Annotated in this window: 19 protein-coding genes; 6 read left to right on the top strand and 13 right to left on the bottom strand. The window is 47.9% G+C overall.

Annotation, left to right across the window (positions count from 1 at the left end; translation table 11 throughout):
• Window positions 1-6: 6 nt before the first annotated feature.
• The 6 genes from JR338_03215 (at window position 7) to pyk (ending at window position 7077) form a co-directional block, all read left to right on the top strand.
• Window positions 7-2136, top strand: a complete 2130-nt coding sequence (locus tag JR338_03215; GenBank protein QRN83780.1) for an HDIG domain-containing protein — start codon at window positions 7-9, stop codon at window positions 2134-2136.
• Complete coding sequence (ybeY, locus tag JR338_03210) at window positions 2133-2573, top strand: rRNA maturation RNase YbeY (GenBank protein QRN83779.1); 441 nt, start codon at window positions 2133-2135, stop codon at window positions 2571-2573. The genes JR338_03215 and ybeY overlap by 4 nt, the downstream gene beginning before the upstream one ends.
• A 78-nt stretch (window positions 2574-2651) precedes the next feature.
• A complete protein-coding gene (locus tag JR338_03205; GenBank protein QRN83778.1) occupies window positions 2652-3431 on the top strand; it encodes a hypothetical protein in 780 nt (259 codons plus the stop codon).
• A gap of 43 nt (window positions 3432-3474) precedes the next feature.
• Window positions 3475-4413: an ornithine carbamoyltransferase gene (gene argF / locus JR338_03200; GenBank protein ID QRN83777.1), complete on the top strand. Its 939-nt coding sequence runs from the start codon at window positions 3475-3477 to the stop codon at window positions 4411-4413.
• Window positions 4403-5608, top strand: a complete 1206-nt coding sequence (rocD, locus tag JR338_03195; GenBank protein QRN83776.1) for an ornithine--oxo-acid transaminase — start codon at window positions 4403-4405, stop codon at window positions 5606-5608. The genes argF and rocD overlap by 11 nt, the downstream gene beginning before the upstream one ends.
• Window positions 5609-5628: 20 nt before the next feature.
• Complete coding sequence (pyk, locus tag JR338_03190) at window positions 5629-7077, top strand: pyruvate kinase (GenBank protein QRN83775.1); 1449 nt, start codon at window positions 5629-5631, stop codon at window positions 7075-7077.
• Between the two features lie 83 nt (window positions 7078-7160).
• On the opposite strand, the gene JR338_03185 is transcribed toward pyk, so the two are convergent.
• The 13 genes from JR338_03185 to JR338_03125 form a co-directional block, all read right to left on the bottom strand.
• Entirely contained in the window at window positions 7161-7817 is a 657-nt protein-coding gene (locus JR338_03185) for a bifunctional 4-hydroxy-2-oxoglutarate aldolase/2-dehydro-3-deoxy-phosphogluconate aldolase (GenBank protein QRN83774.1), read from the bottom strand.
• A 40-nt stretch (window positions 7818-7857) separates the two neighbouring features.
• Window positions 7858-10152, bottom strand: coding sequence for a transketolase (locus JR338_03180; protein ID QRN84339.1), 2295 nt, complete (start codon window positions 10150-10152; stop codon window positions 7858-7860).
• A gap of 89 nt (window positions 10153-10241) precedes the next feature.
• Window positions 10242-11270, bottom strand: coding sequence for a sugar kinase (locus JR338_03175; GenBank protein ID QRN83773.1), 1029 nt, complete (start codon window positions 11268-11270; stop codon window positions 10242-10244).
• A 36-nt stretch (window positions 11271-11306) separates the two neighbouring features.
• Window positions 11307-12764: an NADH:flavin oxidoreductase gene (locus JR338_03170; protein ID QRN83772.1), complete on the bottom strand. Its 1458-nt coding sequence runs from the start codon at window positions 12762-12764 to the stop codon at window positions 11307-11309.
• 57 nt (window positions 12765-12821) lie between these two features.
• Window positions 12822-13595: a 3-ketoacyl-ACP reductase gene (locus JR338_03165; GenBank protein ID QRN83771.1), complete on the bottom strand. Its 774-nt coding sequence runs from the start codon at window positions 13593-13595 to the stop codon at window positions 12822-12824.
• An 18-nt stretch (window positions 13596-13613) separates the two neighbouring features.
• Window positions 13614-15593 (bottom strand): FAD-binding protein, encoded by a 1980-nt coding sequence (locus JR338_03160; protein QRN83770.1) that lies wholly within the window; start codon window positions 15591-15593, stop codon window positions 13614-13616.
• A 109-nt stretch (window positions 15594-15702) separates the two neighbouring features.
• On the bottom strand, window positions 15703-16416 hold the full coding sequence (locus JR338_03155) for an ABC transporter ATP-binding protein (GenBank protein ID QRN83769.1): 714 nt from the start codon (window positions 16414-16416) through the stop codon (window positions 15703-15705).
• On the bottom strand, window positions 16409-17176 hold the full coding sequence (locus JR338_03150) for an ABC transporter ATP-binding protein (GenBank protein QRN84338.1): 768 nt from the start codon (window positions 17174-17176) through the stop codon (window positions 16409-16411). The genes JR338_03155 and JR338_03150 overlap by 8 nt, the downstream gene beginning before the upstream one ends.
• 15 nt (window positions 17177-17191) lie before the next feature.
• A complete protein-coding gene (locus tag JR338_03145) occupies window positions 17192-18052 on the bottom strand; it encodes a branched-chain amino acid ABC transporter permease (GenBank protein ID QRN83768.1) in 861 nt (286 codons plus the stop codon).
• A gap of 15 nt (window positions 18053-18067) precedes the next feature.
• Complete coding sequence (locus tag JR338_03140; protein ID QRN83767.1) at window positions 18068-18955, bottom strand: branched-chain amino acid ABC transporter permease; 888 nt, start codon at window positions 18953-18955, stop codon at window positions 18068-18070.
• A 63-nt stretch (window positions 18956-19018) separates the two neighbouring features.
• Window positions 19019-20266, bottom strand: coding sequence for an ABC transporter substrate-binding protein (locus JR338_03135; protein QRN83766.1), 1248 nt, complete (start codon window positions 20264-20266; stop codon window positions 19019-19021).
• A 124-nt stretch (window positions 20267-20390) separates the two neighbouring features.
• Window positions 20391-22658 carry a xanthine dehydrogenase family protein molybdopterin-binding subunit gene (locus tag JR338_03130; GenBank protein ID QRN83765.1) on the bottom strand — a complete coding sequence of 756 codons (2268 nt, stop codon included), beginning with the start codon at window positions 22656-22658 and terminating at the stop codon, window positions 20391-20393.
• Complete coding sequence (locus JR338_03125; protein QRN83764.1) at window positions 22658-23872, bottom strand: 2-isopropylmalate synthase; 1215 nt, start codon at window positions 23870-23872, stop codon at window positions 22658-22660. Before JR338_03125 ends, JR338_03130 begins: the two co-directional genes overlap by 1 nt.
• Window positions 23873-23895: the final 23 nt, after the last annotated feature.

The following is a 23895-nucleotide window of genomic DNA, read 5'->3' as shown; positions in this document are numbered from 1 at the left end:
CTTCCCATGTCCATTCAAGCTGAAGTAAAACAAAGACCGAACAAGTCGGTAATCATCAAGACTGCCCTCCTGATACTCACTGGTATCCTGGCATTCTTTGCTTTAATTCTGCCTGAAACTTTCAGCGAAGCAGCCTATCCCATGTCTGTTGGTGAGGCTTCACCGCAGGACATCCTAGCGCCCTATTCTCTGACTTTTGAAAGCGAAGTCCTGACAGAAAACGCTCGTCAGGCCGCTGCTGACGCCATTTCTCCCATTTACTTGCCAACCGATCCAAGTATCGGCCGTCATCAGGCGGAATCCCTGCAAACCGTGCTTTATTACATCACAACCGTGCGGCAAGATGAATATGCCACCCTGGAACAGAAAATCTCTGATATTCAGGCCATTGAAAATCAGAACCTCTCCGATGAGACTATTACGCGCATCCTTCAATTAAGTGATGTTCGCTGGGAAGCTGTCGAATCTGAAACTTCCATAGTACTTGAAGAAGTCATGCGGAACACCATCCGTGACACGGATCTCTATTCCGCCAAACGCAACATCCCCTCATTGATAGATTTTGCCTTCCCCCAGAACCAGGCGGATATCGTCGCCGATCTGGTGGAGCCCTTTGTCGTCCCCAACAGCCTCTACAGCGTTGAAGAGACGAACGCTGCCGTTGAAGAAGCCCGTCAGTCCATTCAACCGGTAATTCGCTCCTTTATTTCCGGCGAGACACTGGTGAACAGAGGGCAAATCATTCAAAATGTGGATTGGGAAGGGCTCGAACATTACGGCCTGATTCAAACCAGTGACCGGGCCGAAGAAGTTATCAGTGCCGGCATCCTTACGCTATTAGTGACGGCAGTTGTGGGATTATATTTCCACTGGCGTCGCAATAATTTAAATTACTCTTTTAAAGCTGTTTTCCTAATCGCAATCACCTTCCTCGTTTTCCTGACTCTTGGTCGATCTGTGATCATTGATCGAACAATCATGCCCTATATTTTTCCCGTGGCAGCCTTCGCTCTAACTCTCTCTACCATATTTGGATTTGAGCTGGCAGCATTGCTCTCCACGATTCTAGGGATCATGACGGCCTATGGCATGGCGCAAGGCTATGATCTGACCATCTTCTATGTGGTCCCGACAATTATTGGAATCCTTGTGCTGGGTAATGCGCATCGGATTGCGTCTTTCTTCATTGCAGGTATCACAATAGGCCTATCTGGCATTGCTATCATTTTTGCCTATCGCCTGCCCGACACTGTAACGGACTGGGTTGGCATCGCTACACTTTCCGCTGCCGCACTCGTCAATGGCATCGCTGCTTCAGGGATCACCTTACTCCTACAATATCTCTTCTCGAACATTTTGGGGACAACTACGGCCCTTCAGCTATTGGATACATCCAGGCCGGATCACCCCCTGTTGCAACATCTCCTGCGGAATGCGCCCGGCACCTATCAGCACTCCCTGCAGGTTTCCAATCTGGCAGAACAGGCTGCTGAGTCAATAGGAGCAAATAGCTTACTCGTTCGTGTTGGGGCGATATTCCATGACTGCGGTAAATCTCAAAACCCGCAATTCTTCATTGAAAACCAAATCCAGGAAAAGCTCAACCCGCACGATGACCTAGATCCTTTAACAAGTGCTCAGACCATCATCAGCCATGTCACCGATGGCGTTGATCTGGCAAAGAAATATCGTCTGCCGAACCGGATAATTGACTTCATTCGGGAACACCATGGCACAATGTATACCCATTACCAATACACGCAAGCGGTCAAGGAAGCTGGCGGTGATCTTTCGAAGGTCGACAAATCGCTCTTCACCTATCCCGGCCCTCGCCCACAATCTCGGGAAACCGCTCTGCTGATGCTTGCGGATGGCACTGAAGCCAGGGCTAGGGCTGAAATGCCTAAGAATGAAGAGGAACTGCGTGACCTGATCGATACAGTTTTCCTTTTCTACGCCCAAAATCACCAGTTGGATGACACCAACCTGACCCTCAAGGATTTACAGAACGCCCAACAATCCTTCTATCGCACGCTCAAGGGTTCTTACCATCCCAGGGTGAAATATCCAGCTTTGGAAACTAAAATCAAACCAGTCTCCTTACCCGAGCCAGAACAGAAAGCGCTGCCGGAATGATTGATTTTCAATTTGATTCATCATTCATAGCCGACATCGACGGCAATCGACTCAGCCAGGCGATTATTAGAACATTGGATATTCTCAAGAAGCCAGATATGGATATCACCCTGCGCTTGATTGATGATGATGAAATGCAGCATCTAAACCAGACCTTCCGTGGCGAAGACAAGACCACGGATGTTTTGTCATTTAATCAGGATATCCGTGACCCTGAGACAGGCCAGTATTATCTCGGTGACATTCTGATCTCAGTTCCTAAGGCAGCCCTCCAAGCTATGGAGCATGCGCACTCCTTGGAAAACGAAATCACCTTCCTCAGCATCCATGGCACCTTGCATCTTTTAGGTTATGATCACTACACTGAAGAAGAGAAAGCCATCATGTGGCCGCTTCAGGAGAAAATATTCTCAGAAATTAAAGGTTTGGAAAGTTAAACGGTTGTGGACATGTTTCGAAATCCATTAAAATTACGTAGAATTGGACGCTTACTTTCAGTTTTCGCAATCTTTGGAATGCTATTTTCTCTTCTGGGGATCGGTGGCATCTGGGTGATGCGGCCTGGGATCACCAAGAGTTTGTCCAATCTGGTTGGGCTCACACACGAAGCCCTGAACACAACCCAATCGGCGATTGGCTTTCTCTCAGGCTCCGTCAGCCAGGTGGATGAAGACCTGATTTTGATCCAATCATCATTGGCTAATCTTGAATCCTCCCTGAACAGCATCGCTGATTCACTGGTGATCTCCAGCAGCCTCGTCGGGGATGACCTTAACCTGACCCTGACCGAAGTCCAAACAGCCGTCACCTCCGCTGCGTTAAGCGCTGAATTCATCGACGACACCCTGGCCTTTATCGCGGCCATTCCCCTTCTGGGAGCGGATTACCAACCTGAAACTCCCCTACACATCAGCCTGGGAAAAGTCGCGGAGGACATGAATGACATCCCCGCCTCACTCACTTCTCTGGAGACTAGCCTTGATTCAGCCTCCACAGACATTCAAAGTTTCTCGGCTGACCTTTCAGCCCTTTCTGATGACCTGACCATCATTATGGAAGATCTTGACGGAGCTCAGGATATCCTGGTTGATTATGAAATCATCATTTCAAATGGGCTTCAGAAGGTCGAACGCTTCGAATCACAACTGAAACTATCCTCCATAATCACTTCATTGTTGCTGTCAGGCGTGTTATTATGGTTGGGTATCGCCCAATTCGGCGTCTATTTACAGGCGCAGGATTATATTCATTTTGAACAGAAAATTATCTCGCTTTCCGATCTTGATCGGGAGTAACAACCTCACCATTACCACATATTACCTTTAGGAGAAGTACTATATGAAACACTTTCTTGATATCGCGGATTTCACCAGTGAAGAAATCCAAGGGCTGCTGACCCTGGCAACCAACCTGAAAGCTGAACAGAAGAAGGGCGAATCCCGGCCGCTGTTCAAGGGTAAAGTCCTGGCGATGGTCTTCCAGAAGCCCAGTCTGCGCACTCGAGTCAGTTTTGACATGGCTATGCGGGACCTGAACGGCGATGCGCTTTACCTTTCCCCCAGCGAAATTGGTTTGGGAAAGCGCGAATCGATCGCAGATATTTCCCGGGTATTGTCAGGTTACGTCCATGTTGTGATGGCTCGTGTCTTTTCCCATCAGCACATCCTGGAACTGGCGAAATGGTCATCCGTCCCAGTGATCAACGGCCTCAGTGATTACAATCACCCCTGCCAGGCTATGGCTGACGCCCTCACCATTTATGAAGAGTTCGGCTCCCTCAAGGACGTGAACGTCTCCTATATTGGCGATGGCAACAATGTGGCCGTTTCGCTGATGAAAGTCGTCACCAAACTGGGCGCGAACTTCCGCATCGCTAACCCTGAAGACTACGATATGCCCGAAGGTGATATTGAACTGGGCAAAGACATTGCCCGTCAAAATGGCGGCACAGTGACCCTGCTGCGCGAACCGCAGGCAGCTGCTGAAGGTGCCGATGTGATCTATACCGACACCTGGACCAGCATGGGCCAGGAAGAAGAAGCCAAGAAGCGCGAACTGGTCTTCCCACCCTATCAGGTCAATCAGGATCTGCTCAAGCTGGCCAAACCGGAGGCGATTGTGATGCACTGCCTCCCCGCCCACCGCGGCCAGGAGATCACGGACGAGGTAGCGGACGGTCCGCAATCCCGTCTCTTCCCGCAGGCGGAAAACCGTATGCACGCACAAAAAGCCGTCCTCGTAGACTTGTTGCTTGGAGGCGATCCCGATGCTAAATAGCGAATATTTCATTCAGCTCGAAGATCAATACGGCGCGCATAATTATCACCCCCTGGATGTCGTTCTCACCAAAGGTGAAGGCGTCTGGGTCTACGATGTGGATGGCAACAAGTATCTTGATTGCCTAAGTGCCTATTCCGCCCTCAACCAGGGCCACAACCACCCCAAAATCCGTCAGGCTATGATCGACCAGCTTGACAAAATCACGCTCACCTCTAGGGCATTCCGCAACGACCAACTGGGGCTCTTCTACAAGAAGCTTTCCGACATGACCGGCTATGAAATGTCGCTGCCTATGAACAGCGGCGCAGAAGCCGTGGAAACGGCTATCAAGGTCGCTCGCAAATGGGCTTACCAGGTTAAGGGCGTTCCGAGATACAAAGCTGAAATCATCGTTGCCGAGGGTAATTTCCACGGGCGCACAACGACCATTATTTCATTTACAACCACCGAATTCTACAAACACGATTTCGGTCCCTTTACCCCCGGCTTCCCGATGTTGCCTTATGGTGATTTGGAGGCCATCAAGGCTGCCATTACCCCCAACACATGCGCTATCATGCTGGAACCGCTGCAGGGCGAAAATGGGATCATCGTGCCGCCGGAAGGCTATCTCAAAGCAGTTAAAGACCTATGCGAAAAGAATAACATTCTCTTCATCGCCGATGAAATTCAGACCGGCCTCGGGCGCACAGGTGCACTCTTCGCCTCGCAACATGAAGGCGTTCACCCGGATATCACCATCATCGGAAAAGCGCTTTCAGGCGGCTTCTATCCCGTCTCGGCCGTACTGGCAGATAAGGCCATCCTGGGACTGATCGAACCCGGTGAGCACGGATCAACCTTCGGCGGAAATCCTCTGGGCGCAGCTGTTGGTATTGCAGCCTTAGAAGTGATTGAAGACGAAAACCTGGTGGAGAACGCTCAAAAGATGGGCCAATACATCATGGAATATCTTGAGGAGATTCCCAAGAAGAACATCAAGGATATTCGCGGCAAAGGCCTCCTGATCGGCGTTGAACTGAAGCACGAATTGGGCGGCGCTCGACGCTTTGCGGAAACCCTGCAGAAAAAGGGCATTCTGGTGAAAGAAACTCACGAACATATCCTGAGGCTTGCGCCACCATTGGTCATAGATAAAGAAACTGTTGATTGGATGCTGCCCATCTTACGGGATGTGCTGCTTATGGATTAACACACGTCTGGGAGGATGTGATGGAACGTTTTGCGAAAATCGTCTGCACCCTGGGGCCAAGCAGTGAATCCAAAAAACAGATCATGGCTTTGGTCAAAGCTGGGATGAATGTTGCCCGTTTAAATTTTTCCCACGGGACGCATGAAGAACATCTAAAAAAACTTAATATCGTTCGCGAAGTTTCAAACGAGCTTAACATACCCATCACCATCCTCCAGGATTTACAAGGTCCAAAATTGCGGATTGGCGTTATCCCACAAGGCACCATGGATCTGAAAGTCGGGGATGAAGTCACTCTCAGCTCTTCTGAAGATTTTGTCAGCGGATCGGATGATATTTTCATCCCCTTTGAAGTCCCTGATCTCCATAAAGCCGTCCATCCCGGAAATCACATCCTGCTGGATGACGGTCAACTAGAAATGGAAGTCACAAAGATCACTGGCGACCGGATTGATGCCGTAGTGACCCTGGGTGGCACGCTAAAATCCAATAAGGGTGTAAACCTGCCTGGTGCCAACCTGACCTTCCCCTCCTTTACGGATAAAGATCGGATCAATCTGAAATTCGGCCTCGAACAAGGCGTGGATATGGTTGCCATTTCCTTCGTCAAGACCGCAGAAGACGTTCAAACCGTTCGTACTGCCATTGAGGAAATGGCCATCCTCCCCGCTCAAAAGAAAACCCCGATCATCGCCAAATTGGAACGTCCTGAAGCCTTAGAAAATCTTGAAGCCATCATGCAGGTCACGGATGGCGTAATGGTGGCTCGCGGTGATCTCGGGGTGGAAATGTCGCCGGCTGGCGTGCCGATCGCCCAGAAGGAAATCATCGCCAGTGCAAATCGTCACGGTCGTTTGGTGATCACAGCAACACAGATGCTGGACTCGATGATTAACAATCCCCGCCCCACCCGGGCAGAAGCCACAGATGTGGCTAATGCGGTTTTTGACGGCACAGATGCCGTGATGCTCTCCGGTGAGACCGCCGCTGGCAAATACCCTGTCGAGAGCGTCCAAATGATGGATGCCATCGTCCGCGAGGCAGAAGCCAACCGGAAACAATGGGGCAAAGTTATCACCGATTGGGCGGATGATTCTCGGAGTGACGCCATCTCGATCACCCGAGCAGCCAAATCCTTGGCTACTGACCGGAATGTGATTGCCATCGTGGTCTTCACCCAATCCGGTCGGACAGCACGCCTGATGTCAAAAGCTCGCCCGGATGTCCCGATTCTGGCTTTCACACCCGAAATGCGGACCTATGAACAGATGGGCCTCTACTGGGGCGTCAGCCCCATGTTGGTGCCTTTTGCCGACACACTCGAGACTATGGTCAAACATGTCGAGACGGCGATCTCAGCCACAACGGATCTGCAACCCGGTCAACAAGTGATCGTCATCACAGGTTTCCCGGTTGGCGCTCACAGACAGCCCAACCTGGCACTCCTGCACACACTGGGTGAAGTCTAAATCTGGCCCATAAATAATCAATTGAGCCGCTCTATATAGAGCGGCTCTTTATTAACTTGACTCATCAACTAATACTAAAGTAGTTAGTTACTTTTTCCGTGTCGGCATGAATTCACCTCTTCAACAAAGGCTTTCGCGATCTCGGTGATTTTTGAAAACTCTTCATTCAATACCATCTCTTTTGGACACAGACTACTACCTGCACCAACAGCCACAACACCAACTTTGAACCATTCAGCCACGTTATCCTTATCCACACCGCCTGTAGGCATCACAGGGATATGCGGCAAGGGTCCTTTGAGATCCTTAATATACTTCGGGCCAGCCAATCGTCCGGGAAAAATTTTAATTACATCCGCGCCCATTTTATAGGCTTGAAAAATTTCCGAGGGAGTAAAACACCCAACCATTGAAAACAAACCGCTGCTCACAAATTTCTTTGTAAGAGCAGGATCGAACATTGGTGAAACAATGAATTTTGCACCATTTTCCACCGCCATCTGGATATGTTCCGGCTCAGTCAATGTACCCATACCAACTAAAATGTCATCCCCATATTTTTTAACAAGCGTATTGACTACGGCTGGTGCATTCGGTGTTGAATAAGTAATCTCAATCCCTTTCACACCTCCAGCCACCAACGCATCCACCGCTTTGACAGTCTTTTCCTCAGATGGGCCTCGCAGTACAGCCAGTAAGCCCAATTCTTTTACCTTTTCAAACACCAATTTCTTATCCATAGTCACCTCAATTATCCATGAATACAATTCTCATGGAACATCATTTGCAGTCTGACAATTCTTTTCGGAATAATGCCAACCTGTCATCTCGGTCAGCGACGAAACGTTCAATACCTTTCAAAATCCATTCAGGCGAAAGGTGCGCCTCGTCTAATACTTCATCGAGGGTTCCCCCGGTGCGCCATTGATCATCCCAGTCAGATGAAATTGCATACGCCAGGTTATTGTCGTTGAAGATCCAATCCTTCATCAAACTTCGGGATTGGGTTGTGATAACCGTTGAATCAATCCGGTCTGCGGCAGTAATAATCTTCTTTTGGTAACTCTCCGGTTGTTGTTCAAACAATTGCGTGCTGGATACATAGACTATCTTTATATTCAGATCCTTTTCATCCAGTGTAGTTAACATTTTAACCACATTCGCCATTGCACTGGTACCTTGCACATAGAAAGTACCGCCCCTGGGCTTTTCAGGTTCATAATCACGAACGATGTACGCACCCTTAGCAGCCTCAAAATGTGAAACCATCTTCAGAGTTGATCGATCAGGGATTTCAATACTTGGGCGTGTTAAGTGCAGTGCAATGATCGGCACGTCAAGCTTCAATGCAGCACCTAAAACTACGGGTACTTCGTTATATTCCCAGGGATGAAGGTTAATCACACTACCCTTTGGAAATAGCTGGGTCACACCAGGTGCAAAAATTCCGAAGTGGGTTCGGCTGTCATCGGCTGTCTCTGGGCCGGAATGCCCTGCCACCCACAACACCTTACCCAACTTCCACGGACAATCCTGCGCCATCTGGCTCAGTAATCGAGCCATCCCATACTTTAAATAAGAGAAGGAGCCATAGGTTGAACTGGCTGCCCAAAACCCCTCAAAGCTTTTTTCTGGGTCAGCTGAAAGGTTGGTCACAGCTAACCCGGCCATTATGCCTGCATTAGCAAATTCTGTGATCTCCTGCGGGAGAAGAACCCCTTCATCATTCCCATTCAAACCATACCAACCATATCCCGGGAAACCATTGTAACTTTTGGCAAAACCGGCGATATTAGTCGAACCTGCCAGATCGGCAGAGGAGACAATAAAAAGAGGCCTTCCATAATTCTCAGCACCAAAAGCATTTACCCACGCGCCCCAATCTGCAAGAGCCGCCCTGTTCGGAGCCTTTTCACCCGGTTTTTTATATAGTGCGCTGGGATAATTCTCAAAATCATATACCCGCTCATCCATGAAGGGGGTTTTCTGCCCATCACCCAGACAAAACGATTCGACTGATTTTGGGACTCGGTCACCGATCTCAACAAGCCGATTCGCCAGGAAATCAACCAGGTCTTGATCCGCTTTTAATACATCCATCACAGCACTTAGATTAGCCCGGAATTCCTCAACTACACCAGCTTCATCGGCAGGTGCGCTTCCCAGATAGTTCTTGAATTCAGCGCCATATTTGTCCACAAAAGGCTTCTTGGTCTCCCAAAAAGTCTCACTATCCATCTTATGTGGTGAACCATGAGAAGCATTGTCATATTTCAAGTAACCACGGCCTTTTCTTGTCTTGAACCAGGCAGCCTTAGGTTTATGATCAGCCGGTTGAAGAGCTGAAATATCCAGTAAGGCCTTTGTGACACTAGCCCATTCACTGCCTTCATCAGCACCGATGACATGCCAACCATGAGAGCCAATCCAATCCTCAGGTGTGCCATAAACCACATCACTTACCTTATGGTTATCAATGCCAAAATCATTCCAATCGACCAACAAGACCAGGTTATCAAGGTTCAAACCCCAAGCTGAATTCATTGTTTCATGAACTGCGCCCGGTGTCAGGCCTGCCTCGCCTTCTATCATGAAAACCTTTACTTCACCTGCTCCTGCTCGTTTCAGAGCTAAAGCCTCACCGGCAGCCGCTGGACTGCCGTGGCCAGATGGACCGGTATTAAATTTGATGAACAAAGTTTTATCAGTTATCTCAGCATGGCCCGAAAGGCCGCCACGCCGGCGAAAACTCAGCAGATCTTCCCAAACCAACATATTCATGTCGGCTTCATCCATTAGGTAGCGTGGATCGCCGGTTTGAGCATATTTAATCCGCAGTGTCTCATCCAGAAGTGCAAGCGTGCAATAGACCAGAGGAATTGTATGCCCCGCAGAGAGAATAAACCGATCAGCAAAGGGTTTCTTTGGGTGCCGGATATCCCAACGCATTGCACCACTCAACATCAAAGACAATAGCATGTGCACTTTTGAACGTGAACCGCCAGGATGACCACTTTGACGGTAATTTAAAATTAGATCTATAAGCTGATCAACAATATCTTTAGCCTTTTCCATTTGGTGGAAATGGTCCTGTAAATAATGGAAGTCTTTTTCAGCTTGATTGAAACTATCTGTCATTCTTATCCTCCTCTTTCGTTTATGCCCTACCGTTGGACACGTCCGGATTGATTGCCGCTCATTAGTTTTTCGACCTCAGAAACACTTACCCGATTGAAATCTCCATAGATACTATGTTTCAGGCAGCTCGCAGCCACAGCGAATTCTAAAGCACTCTGCGGACTTCCCATTTTGAGCAAACCGTAGATCAAGCCAGCAGAAAAGCTATCACCGCCACCCACTCGGTCCACAATATCGGTTATGGCATATTTTTGTGAGGTGTAGAAAGCCTCTCCATCATATAAGCAGGCTGACCAATTATTCTGGCTGGCGCTAAGGCTCTCACGCAGAGTAATCGCTACCTTGCTGACGTTCGGATAGCGTTCCATCACCTTCTGCGTAAGCCGTTCATAATCCTTTGCGTCCAGCTTGCCCGTAGAGACATCCACATCAAGTTGAATCCCCAGGGACTTCTGGACATCTTCCTCATTGGCGATGCAGATATCCACGGATTTGACAAGCTCGCCCATGATTTCGGGGGCATTCATGCCATACTTCCACAGCTTTGAGCGGAAGTTAAGATCGCAAGACACAGTCAAGCCGTGTTCCTTGGCCTTTTTTACAGCTTCCAGAGCCAATTCAGCCGCTGATGCACTTAAAGCAGGCGTGATCCCACTGATGTGAAACCAATCTCCGCCTGAAAAAACCTCATCCCAATCCAGGCTGCCCCGTTTGGCAAGGGCGATAGCGCTGTTTGCCCGATCATAAATGACTTTTGATGGTCGCTGGTTGGCACCTGCTTCCAGGAAATAGATGCCCATCCTGCCTGAGCCCATCTTGATATTTGAAACATCAACACCATACTTGCGAACTTCCCTTAGGCAGGCTTCTCCAAGATCGTTATCCGGCAGCACAGTGACATAAGCCGCATCCAGCCCAAAATTCGCCAAAGAAACGGCGACATTTGCTTCACCCCCGCCAAAAGTCGCTTCCAGAAGAGATGTCTGCATTAATCGCTCAAAATTAGGAGATTTCAGCCGAAGCATGATTTCACCAAATGTGATTATCCTAGCCATCAAAAACACCTTTCATGTTGTGAATTTACAAGAAGATCACAATCCCTTGAGTTCTCGCTTTATTGCTTTCAAAGCCTCGGCATCAGGACCTTTTTTATAAAAATCATCCAGCGGGTAACAGCCAGAGACCAATCCTTTACGTGGTGCTGTTGTACAGTCACTGAAAGTTCGACATATCTTCCGGCGCTTTAATGGCCGCATATTCAAAATATCATCCGGCAATTCCGGATAAGACAGGGACGAACGACCAAGGCCAACAAAGTCAACTAAGCCTTCTCGAACCGCAGCCTGAGCCACATTCGGAATGAATTCCTGCAAATAGCTGTACCCGGATCCAACAGTTATCATCTCTGGCACTGCATGCTTGACCTCAGCAGCCGCATTGACCAATCTGGCAACGCTGTATAACGGATCTTCCGGCGGCTCGTAACCGTCACTTGGAGGATAGAAATGCGGCCGGATCAGATGCGGGCTGTAATAGGGGCTCGACGCAGAGAAATTGACCATTTCCACGCCGAGATCCTTCAACATCCGAACTAAAGCGATCGGTTCATCGAGTTTAATTTCACCGGGTTGATCGGGATCACCACCGAAGGCAAAGGGGTATTGTCCGTTCTCATCCAGATATTCCAGCATTTTGCCAACCTTATCCTCGCCTGGACGGAAAGGCGGCATATCATACACACTAAAGCGCACACCAATCACAAGATCGGGGCATTCACTTTGGATCGCTTTGACGATCTCTCGGACAAACCGGGTTCTGTTCTCAAAACTGCCGCCATACTTACCTGGTCTTTTCACCGCACTGAGAAGTTCGTGGCCCAGATAACCGTGGCAATGCTTGATATCGACAAAATTAAATCCAATGGATTGAGCCAGTTTGGCGGCGGTCACATAATCACCGATCAGATCATCAAGTTCCATATCTGAGATCGGTTCCAAATCGGCTGGGATATTGAAAATCTTATCCAGTAATGGATGATGATAAACAATCTTCGATTCGAGTTTTGTCTTGATGTTTGGCCGGCAGAAGCGACCGGAATGGGTCAACTGCATGCCAATAAAAAGATCATCACTTGTGTCAAAAGCCTTCTCATGCTCTTCCACAAGGGCCTTGCGGAGAAGGTCGATTTGCTTTACTGTGTTCTCCCGGATCACCAATTGGTTTGGATTCGCTCGCCCTTCTGGACGGACTGCAAAAGCCTCACCTCCCCAAATAAGCTTAGCCCCACTCTGACCAAAATGCCGCCAACGCCGGAAAACCAACTCACTGGGATTGCCATCAGTCTCAGCATCCCAACCTTCCATCGGATGCACACAAAACCGATTGCCAATGGTAAAGCCGTTACTCAAAGTAAGTGGCTGAGACAGAGGATTGGACTCCCCAGCGATAATCTCTTCATCAAAAGGAAGATTTATATCCAGTTCTTCCAAAACTGCCAGAAACTCCTCATTGCTTTTCAATAGATTGAGTCGTTTATATTTTTTACTCACCGTTCCTCCAATATTATTATTCAAGTATCTATAATTATTGATGTATTTAGTGCGTGCCTAAAGGCGCTGAATATGGAAACCGCCATCAATATTAAATACCTGCCCGGTAGAGAAAGGAAAATAACCTGAGGCAATGGCAGCAATAGCCAGCCCAATATCTTCCGGATAGCCCCAGCGTTTGATCGGGGTCACACCTTCTGCAATTAACTTATCGTATTTATCACTGACGATCTCCGTCAGTGGGGTTTTGATGATCCCGGGGCGAATTTCGTAAACGTTGATCCCTTCTTCAGCCAGCCTGTCAGCATACAGTTTAGTCATCATTGATACTGCAGCTTTTGAAATACAATATTCCGCTCGAGAAGTGCTGGAGGTATAAGCACTGATGGAACTAATATTCACGATCTTTCCGCTTTGCATCGTTCCAGCTTCAATTAATTTCATCATGTTCTTTGCCGTAAGCTGACTCAGGAAGAACGTCCCATAAATGTTGACTTCGAGGACCTCCCTCATTGATTCTTCCGACATTTCCATCATATCCATCCGCACCCGAGGTCCGATACCGGCGTTATTGACCAGCATATCAATCCGACCATAGGTGTCCAACACAGTCTGGTTCAAAAATTCCCGGTCAGCAGCCTTTGTGATATCTCCTTGAATGGTAATTCCGTCAGATCCCGCATCACGCACCATTTCCAGAGTGCCTGCTTGTTTTTCGACTGAACTGATGTCATTGATAGCGACCTGCCAGCCCACTTTTGCCAGTTGATAAGCAATACCCTGACCAATTCCACGACTTGCACCAGTTACAATTGCAACTTTCTTATCCATTTCAACCTTCTTTTCTAATTATTCCTGATCATAAATGGCCCCATCACGATAACGGGCCCAACTGGTTTCAAACCAGGCATCTGTTGAGGGGATTGGGCGACAGTCTTCCCATTTATGGTGATTCTCACCATGAAGGTCAGCCCAGGTCTGCAAAACCTTTCCCCTAAAAGTGGCATCTTCAGCTGCAATGCTCCATTTATCTGACAATTTAGGATGCACCTGTTTTCCCCCGGACTCCATCACGATAGAAGAGCCACGGCTGCCCACACCTGCTTTGATTTGATGTTGTATCGCATCCAGATAGACCAGGTGGGCAAAACTAAGTTGCCTGACCTGGAACGCGTGTTTAATATCCTGACGTCGTTCAAAATGACAGCCCCGTTCCATGATGGATTGGACGTGTTGGCGGGCTTCTGCCACAGCTTTTTCAATCCCATCCTTATCACGGATAATCGCGCCGTATTTTGTCATCCGATTACGGAACTCATTAAGATCGATTTTCCAATCGATTGATGATTCTTCACTGATTGAAAGCCAAGCGGCTGCTACATTCAAAGCCTGCTCTATAGCAGCTTCACCTTGCGCTTCCGCCAGGCTCCAACCCTGGTATCGGTTTGCAATAAATTCGGACACCCTGAAACCGGCTACCTGGCCAGCATTCAGTGCTGAACCTCCAGGACGAGCCACCCCATGGGATCCATTCACCTCTCCAACCGGGAACAAGTGATGGATATTGGTCGATTCGTACCAGATATTCCCCGCAAGTCCGCCGTTATTGTGCTGGGCACAAACGCCGATCTCGAGAGCTTCAGTCCAAAGGTCAATATTATGATCCTTGTATAATTCAATAGCGGCCGGATTCATCTTTGCCAATCGATCAATTGGCGTATCCTGATCTGCGCCTGATTTTTCAAGATAGACCCGCGCTTCCTCAGGCAAGGTATCAAATGAAAAATCTTTCGGATTCGAACGGAAATCGAGATAGACCCTACGCTGGTTAATGACCGTTTCAATGTATATCAGGATATCCACAATTGAAGAACCACCCATCACCTTGCGGGCATCAAACGGCCACTGATAACCCTTCAGGAAGACCATCCCGTTCATCTCACCAACTGAATCGAAATACGATCTTAAGAATTCCTGTTCATCAGAAATCCCATCCGCGGCACGGCTTATCACCCGGGGGATAACCTGCATATAAGTCCCTGAGACATTCCAGCGGAATGCTGTGGAAGCCATTCCATACTGAGACTCCGGCAGATTAACAGCCTCTGCACCAGCCATCAAGGCCAGACCTATTGCGCCATTGTGCACCTTGGGATACACGCTGGATTGATACAACCCACCAGGTCCACCAACAGCAAAAACAAGATTTTCAAACAAATAGGCTTCAAACTCACCCTGTTGGTTAACAGCCAACAAGCCGCAGACTCGCTTACTCTCATCACCGAGGGTGACCAGCTGGATTGCCGTTCGCTTCTCACGGATTGGGATTCCCAGAGATTGAACCTGTGAGATCAATACCCTGCACATCTCTCGAGAGGTATAGGGACCAATTGAGGTTGCCCGTTGTCTGGGGTCATGGTCTGTCTTATAACCTATAAACTGACCATATTCATCCCTTGGAAAGGGCATGCCAAGGTTAACCAGGTTCAAGAAACCACGGGGAGAAAGGCTGGATTCTACCAACGCTAAATCACCATGCATAGCGCCATTGGCAAAGTATGTTTTTGCCATATCTGCCGGCGAATCCGCTTCATCACCAGACATGGACAACTTGTAATAAGTCTGCTTATCGCTGCCGGTATTGATTGAGGTCCCCATCTGCAAGCCTTCAGATAGAATCAAAACATCCTCTAAACCATTGATTTTCAGCTGAGCGGCAGAATTCAAGCCGGCTGCGCCGCTGCCCAACACCAGAGTATGCACCTTGGTGAGAGGTATTTGCTTGCTTCCACCACCCACTATGATGGAAATTGGCTTCATCTCATTCATGGCAGTCTCCCAATAATTTTCCCATTTTGATTAACAAATACCTTCAAAAGAATCCTCAATTGAAGGTATTTTCATTCGAAAAGTTCATCTTTCCTGATCGGATCAGTTCTTACCCATTCACCGATGCGCCAAGATAGGCTGACTGGACTCGTTCATCATTGAGGAGTTCCTCACCCGTTCCCTGGATAACAATTTCGCCATCTTCTAAAACATATGCATAATGGGACATCTTCAGTGCCATACGGGCATTTTGTTCCACGAGGATGATCGTCATGCCTTGTTCCTGGTTACAGCGCACAATCATTTCAAATACCTGTCGGAAGAGTATTGGAGCAAGACCGAGTGATGGTTCATCTAATAATAAAACCTTAGGATTGCCCATCAAACCACGCCCCATTGCCAACATTTGCTGCTCACCACCGGAAAGAGTACCACTTTGCTGATTAATGCGCTCTTTGAGGACCGGGAAGAGATTAAAAACCTCCTCCACTCGCTCATCGAAACTATTATTCGGCGCTAGATATGAACCCATTATGAGGTTTTCTTTAACTGTCAACGAGGGGAAAATCCGACGACCCTCAGGGACCTGGATGATCCCGGACCGAACAACCTTATGAGAGGTGGATGGGATATGTTCATTATCTAATAGAATTTCGCCTGAGCGGATTTTCACAATACCAGAGATGGTATTCAACAAAGTCGATTTTCCAGCACCATTTCTACCAATCACACCAATAATCTGACAATCGGGCACCAGGATATTGATGTTGTGCAGTACTTCGATTTTGCCATACCCTGAGTGAAGGTTTTTAATTTCAAGCATCAATATCCTCCTCACCGAGGTAAGCTTTGATCACGATCGGATCATTTTGGATTTGTTCCGGCGTCCCCTGCGCAATGCTTTTACCGAAGTCCTGAACATAGATCCAATTGCATAGTTTCATAATGACATCCATCCGGTGGTCAATCAGAATAATTGAAAGGTCCAATTCTTCATGCAACCCTTTGATCAAATCAACCAAATCCTGAATTTCTGAGTGGTTAATTCCTGCACCGGGTTCATCCAGCAGCAAGACGTCAGGTTCAGTTGCTAAGGCCCGGGCAATTTCCACCCGGCGTTGCATGCCGTACGGCAACGATTGAGCAATCTGATTAGCCTGATCCTCCAAACCTACTCGAGCCAGCCAGCGCATACTTCTCTCTTGGATATCCTTCTCAAATTTATGCACACCAGGCAGTGAGAACATAGCCCCAAATACATTATAGGTAGCTCGCCAGGAATAAGCCGTTTTGATAGTTTCAATAACAGTCATTTCCTTGAACAAGTTGATATTTTGATAGGTTCTGGCAATTCCCAATCGGTTAATCTCGCAGGGTTTCATTCCTGCAATATCTCGATCCTTGTACATAATCGTCCCGGTTGTTGGTTTATAAATTCCTGAGATGGTGTTTAGGATCGTCGTCTTACCGGCGCCGTTGGGACCAATGATGCCAATAATTTGATTTTTCTCAAGTTCCCCATTGAAATCCTGGACTGCGCACAGACCACCAAAAGTCTTGGAAAGATTTGTTATCTTGATCATCGTGTTGTTTTCCATCTACTCCACCTCCTGCCGCTTCTTTGTGAAAAGTTGCTTCACAAATTTAGGGAGCTTGATACTGCCAAACAACCCTTTTGGCATCACATTTATGATGAACAAAATTGTGAGACAGTATAACGTGATGCGCCATTCTGCTGCAAACCGCAAGACTTCAGGCAGAGCCAATAAAATGATCCCACCCATCAAGGTACCAATGAGACTGTCCCGCCCCCCAAAGAAAACTATGATGATCCAGGTAACAGAAATCATCCAACCAAAAGAGTTAGAGTCGATATAACGGTTATAGAATGCAAGCAGTACGCCAGCATAAGCTGCAAAAGCGGAGGCAATCAGGAAGATCACCATCCGATGTTTAAAAATATCAATTCCGGATGATTTTGCTGCCATATCGTTTCCACGAATTGCGAGGCTGTCACGGCCAAAGTGGGAGCGCCTTATGCTCCAAACAATGAAAATAACCACGCCTAAGGAAACGAACGCCAATGTCGGAGTTGTGATCCGGGGAATATTTGTAAAACCCAGAGATCCGCCAGTCAACTGGACTGACTCAGTGAACAGACCAATCATCGCCTGGCCAAAACCAAAAGTCGCCAACGCAAAGAAGTCCTGTCGGATCCTAAGTGTTGCAAAGCCGACCAAATAGGCAACAACCAGGGTCAACAATATGCTAATGATTACTGCAACCGGGAAGGGCACACCAAAAGTTACAACCAGGATAGAAGCGGTATACGCGCCCAACCCCATGAAAGCGGCCTGCCCCAACGAGAACATACCATTCATCCCCGTCAATAGATGGGTTCCCATTACACTAATCAGCACAATTGCAATAGACGTGCTTACTGTGAGGTAATATGCCATTTTATTCTCCTGTTCCTAGGCTTTATCCACGAAGCTTTGGCCAGCAACACCTTGCGGCCGAACCAACAGGAAAACAACCATAATGAAAAATATGACAACAGGGGACAATCCGGACCCAATCGTTGCGATAAGGAATACTTCAATTAGTCCAAGTGCGAAAGCAGCAATAGCAACGCCTGTCAAACTGCCCAGGCCTCCCAAAACTGAGGCAATAAATCCCTTCACAACAACTTGACCAATCTGGGGAGTTAAGGAGGCCGAAAGACCATACAGAACTCCCGATAAGCCCCCTAGCATCCCGGAAACCGCGAAGGTTGCTAACACAATAAAATCTGCGTTAATTCCCATTAAACCAGTAGCGACCAGGTCATTGGATGCAGCTCGGATTGCAATCCCCACCTTCGTCTTCTTCAACACCCAGGTAAGGAGGCTGAATGCTAAAATGGTGGCAATCAGAGTTAAGAGATAAGTCGTTGAGATTGTCACCTCACCTACACGGACCACCTTGGGTGTGATCAATGAGATTGGATAATAATCAAATGCTTTGCCAAAATAGATGATAAGGATCTGTTGCAGGAGCATCAACATTGTGATAGATGTGACAAAAAAATAAACTAATTGTCCATTTCTCTTCCGGATCCATCGAAAAGCAATGAATTCAATAATTACTGCAGTGACGGCACCAGTAAGCATCCCTACCAGGATAACGGGGAACAGGGGCAGTCCCAACTTGGTGGCTGCCAAAAATCCTGCATAAGCGCTGAACCCCAAAACACCGCCATGTGCAAAATTCGAGAACTTCAAGATGTTGAAAATCATCGCAAAACCCACAGCAATCAATGAATAGATCGCTCCCAAAGAGAGGCCATTGATGATTTGTTGAAGAACAAGTCTGAATTCCATATGAACTCCTTAGACAAAAGGTCGGGGCAATACATCACCCCGACCTTTTATTGGATTAATTTTTTACTCAACAGCGCCAGTGGCTAAATACCACATATCAAAAACCTGTGCGCCATCGACTACTTTCATCATAGCCATAGGAAGTGAAGATGGTTGGTGATCCCAAGCCATATCAAACGTACCCTGGAAACCTTCATAACCCTGAATGTTATTCAGTTCTGCAGTAAGGCATTCGGCTGTAATATCATCACCGCATGCTTCGAGAGCGGTAACAATCAAACCAAAGGCATCTGCACCGGAGAAGGATTGGGCCAAAGGAGCAATACCAAATTTCTCTTCGTACTCTGCAGCCCAAGCCTGCAACTCGGGATCCTCAGGATTAATACCGTAAGGATAGTAGCAGTTCTTGTTGGCTTCAGGATCGGTGTTTGGAGAAAGACCTGTTGGTGGAACAGAGTTGTCGCTCAACATCAGACCTTCATAACCAAGTTCGTAAGCCTGCGCCAGGATCAACGGAATCTCGGCGGGATAGCCGGGGAAGAAAATTGAATCCGGATCTTCAGCAATGATCTTGGTCAATTGTGCACGGAAGTCCTGGTCACCCCAAGCATAGGTTTCCTCAATAACTACTTCAGCGCCATTAGCTTCGAGCTGTGCTTTATAGGCCAGACCAATACCAGCTGAGTACGAGTTCTGGTTGTTATAAAGCAACGCAGAGCGGCGGACGCCCAATTGATCAAAGGAATATTGGCCCATGATGGAGCCCTGAGTCACATCAGAGTTCTGTCCAAGGAACATATAGGTCCATGGGTCGCCACTTTCTTGTTTGAAAGCAGATTCGACCATGAAAAGGCCAACAATCGGAACTTGCAATTCTTCAGCGACGGGGGCAACAGCGATACCAATATTGGAAATCGGTGGGCCAAGAACGATCTGAACGCCATCTTGTTCAACCATACGAGTGTAAGCGTTGATGGCTTCGGTGACGTCACTGCGGGTGTCATAGGTGACGAGTTTCAGCAACCGACCATTGATACCACCAGCAGCATTGATCTCTTCGATTTTCATCGTGGCTGCATAGGTCAGAGGGGTGCTGAGGACAGCCATACCACCGGTCTCATCCTGAAGGTTACCAATCAGGATATACTCCGGCTCTGCGACGACCTCTTCTTCTGTTGTTTCTTCACCGGTATCTGCTGCAACGACCTCGGTCTCCTCAACAACAGGTTCATCAGCAGTGGTGGGCGCGCATGCTGCAATCAAGAACATCAATATGAAAGCAGCAACCATAACTTTGTGAAACTTTTTCATGTAAATTCTCCTAATAGTAGACGGCTCAGCTCTTCTAATCGAAATTTGGGACTTGTTTTGCCTGTGTTTTCTCCTTTCTGAAACGCTAATGCGAGTCCTTCGTAGAATACCTAGATTGGGCCCCCTAGGAGTTCAAAGCCTGCCAAACCCTCTCAGGAGTAAGAGGCAGGTCATGAAAAACTAAACCCGTTGCTTCAGCTACAGCCAGTCCAATGGCAGAACCGATCGGAATTATGCCGCTCTCACCGGTCCCCTTTGAACCTTCAGGGCCGGAACCATCCTGATTTTCCACCAGGATAGTGAACATCTCATCAGGGATATCCATAATGGTCGGAATTCGGTAATCAAGCGCACTGGCATTCCTGGGCATCCCGTGATCATCTATCATCAGGTGTTCCATCAGCGAATGACCAAGGCCCATAATTGCACCACCCTCATCCTGTCCTTTCACTTGCAATGGGTTAATCGCCTTACCGACATCACCCACCGTTGCAAGCTTTCGAACATAGACCATGCCTGTATCCTTGTCAATTTCCACTTCCACCGCACACATGATCACTTCCCAAAATGAAGCGTTTCCCATTAGGGGGTGCTTGGGTAAAATCGGCTCTTTATAGGTGCCAAAGCCGATCAATTCCCCAGCAGAGGGACCAAAATAGCGCATCATCAACTCGGAATATGAATAGGAGTCGTTGCCAATTTTCACTGCACTGTTCTCAACGACGATCTCATCTGTGTCATTTTTACGAATCTCTTTGGCAACACCAGCCAGCCGTTCTTTCAAGTCCTTACAGGCATTGACAAGCGCGTTACCCATGAAGACAGTTGATCGGGATGAAGCAGTTATCGCATCATACGGTACACGACTAGTATCAGCACTGACCACAGAAACATTTTCAAGCGGTACGCCTGCATTATCAGCAGCGATCTGTGCCATCACGGTTCTCGATCCCTGGCCCATCTCGGAAGTTCCCACAAGGACACGCAGGCTGCCATCGTAGTGCAACCGAACCATTGCTTGAGATACAGTTGCGGGAGCGGGTGTCTTGATGCCGATGCCCAGACCACGACCATGATTTGGTTTGAGAGGCGTACCCCAGTCAATCGCTTCAGCTGCCTTTTTCAAATCATCAGCCCATTCACCGTCAACCGGGTTATCGCCAGGAACTAGTTCTTCGCCTTTGGGAACGACATTCTTCACCCGAATATCCAAACGATCTAAACCAAGTTTCTTTGCGGCTATATCCATGATTGAATCGACAGCCCACATATACTGCGGAGCGCCAAACCCTCTAAACGCTGTCCCAGGCAATGTATTGGATAGGATCGCCCGCCCCACAATTTTGACATTATCGGGCTTGAAGACACCACATCCAGCATAGGAAGCCTTGCTGACAATCCTCGGAGTTGCGTCCGCATATGCCCCAATTAAGAAATCACCATCGACTATCATTGACACCAGCTTGCCGTCGTTCCTAAAGCCAGCTTTGACATGAACCGATGCAGACGTCCTTCGGCCAAGCATAAAGACCTCATCCAAAGACAGCAGAAGTCGGGCAGGCCGATTATTTCTAAGGGCAATGAAGGCCATCAAGGCTTCAAATTTCGGGTAACCTTTACCACCAAATGCACCACCCAAAGGAGGCGATACGATCCGCACTTTGGATATTGGCAGTTCGAGAACACGGGCAAGCTCACGTTGAACCAGGAAGGGATGTTGGACTGTGCTATAAACCACTACCCCATCATCTTCGGGTGCTCCAATAAACACATGTGGTTCAATGGCAAAATGCACTGTCATTGGGAAATTAAAGGAATCCTCAATGATTAGGTCCGCATCAGTTTTTTCAGGCTCACCCCATCCATATTTCCATTCATAATAGATGTTCGAATTTTTATATTCATTTTCCTGGCGAATGGAAGGGTCCTGCACCAATGGAGCCCCAGGTGCAAGGGCCTGCTCCACTGTAAATACACCAGGGAGTTCTTTATAATTTACTTTGACGAGGGAAGCTGCATATGCAGCGATATCTTCCGTCTCAGCCACAACGGCTGCGACCGGCTCACCGTAAAAATTTACGGTCTTTGCTGCGATCACAGGCTGATCGGGCACAAAGGGTCCAAAACGAGGCATCGGATCGGGCAGGTCAGCAGCCGATACAATATCAACCACACCGTCAACCTGGAAAGCAGCTTCGGTATCAATGGACAAGATTTTTGCTTTGGGAACATCAATGCGCACCAGTTTGACATGCAGCATATCTTCCATCCGCATATCACCAGTGAATTTCAATTCACCTGTGACGCGTTCATAAACGCCTTCTCGTTCAACTGATTCGCCGATGTACTTCTTTGTATTATCCATACTGTTCTCGTGACGGTTGTCGGTCATTATTTTCCAGTAACTTTATTTACAATCTCAACAAATTCTTCATCAGAAACAAGACCTTGTTTCTCAAGCGAAAGGGTCTTGATTTCGGTCAGTACAGCCATTTGATCATCATGTGAAAGGGGTTCTAATCCGAGATCGCCAAGTTTCATTTCCACTGACATCAAACCGGACTTCTTACCCAAAACATATTCTGCTTCCCGGCCAACCCAGGCAGGATGAATCCCAAACATAGCCAGAGGTTGCTTCCGTACCAAATCAACGCCCATCCCGGATTCACGGGTAAATGTACGACGGCCGATAATAGGTTTCGATTGAGCAATCTTGAATTTACTGCGGCGGATCACTTCCATCGACACGTCATAGAGCTTGTCATATTTAATATTTGTATCAACGCCATAAAGGGTCTTGGCAGAGACTGCGGTTTCATCCAGAGGAGTATTCCCAGTCCGCTCGCCTAAGCCTGCGACGGAGACATGAGCTACTTCTGCACCAGCGGTCATACAAGCCAGGGAGGTTGCCACGCCCATTCCAAAGTCAGCATGGGTATGAATCTCAATTCGTTTGCCGGTCATGCCTTTGATGTGTTTTGTCAGCCAAACAGCCGCCTGAGGGGTGAGCGAACCAGACGTATCCACAATGCCAATACCATCCACAGCTTCGAGGGTACCCACTTCATTCATTACCCGGTCAAAAAAGGCTGGCTCCGCTCGGGTGCAATCCATCGGGAAGAGCACTACTTCCAGCCCCTTATTCTTGGCATATTTCGCCCAGTGGGAAGCCTTATTAACAACATCATCCTCAGTCCAGTCCTTAAACTGATTTTTCAAACGAGGGGTGCCAACAGGGAGTTCCAAAATTATGCCATCAACGCCGCATTCAAGAGCTAATTCAACATCGCTTTCCATACCGCGGGAGAGGACGAAAACCTGAGCATTCGGCTTGAGTGCCACAACACCTTTTGTTGCTTTGATATCTTCTTCGGAAACAGCGGGAAGCGCCACTTCAATCCGATCCACACCAAGATCATCCAACAACGCCGCAATGGCGATCTTGTCTTCAGCACGGAAGGCCACACCGGGGCTCTGTTCGCCATCTCGAAGAGTCACATCGTGGAATTTCAATCGTTCTGGCAGGTCAAAATCCTTGCGGACCTCTTCCAGATAATTGAAACTGCTAACCCAATAATTTTCATTATGAAATAAAGATTCGTTCATGATTACTCCTATTTAGTCAATAA

This window comes from Chloroflexota bacterium (genome assembly GCA_016887485.1).
GTDB lineage: Bacteria > Chloroflexota > Anaerolineae > Anaerolineales > Anaerolineaceae > Brevifilum.
This window is presented reverse-complemented; position numbering and strand designations above follow the sequence as displayed.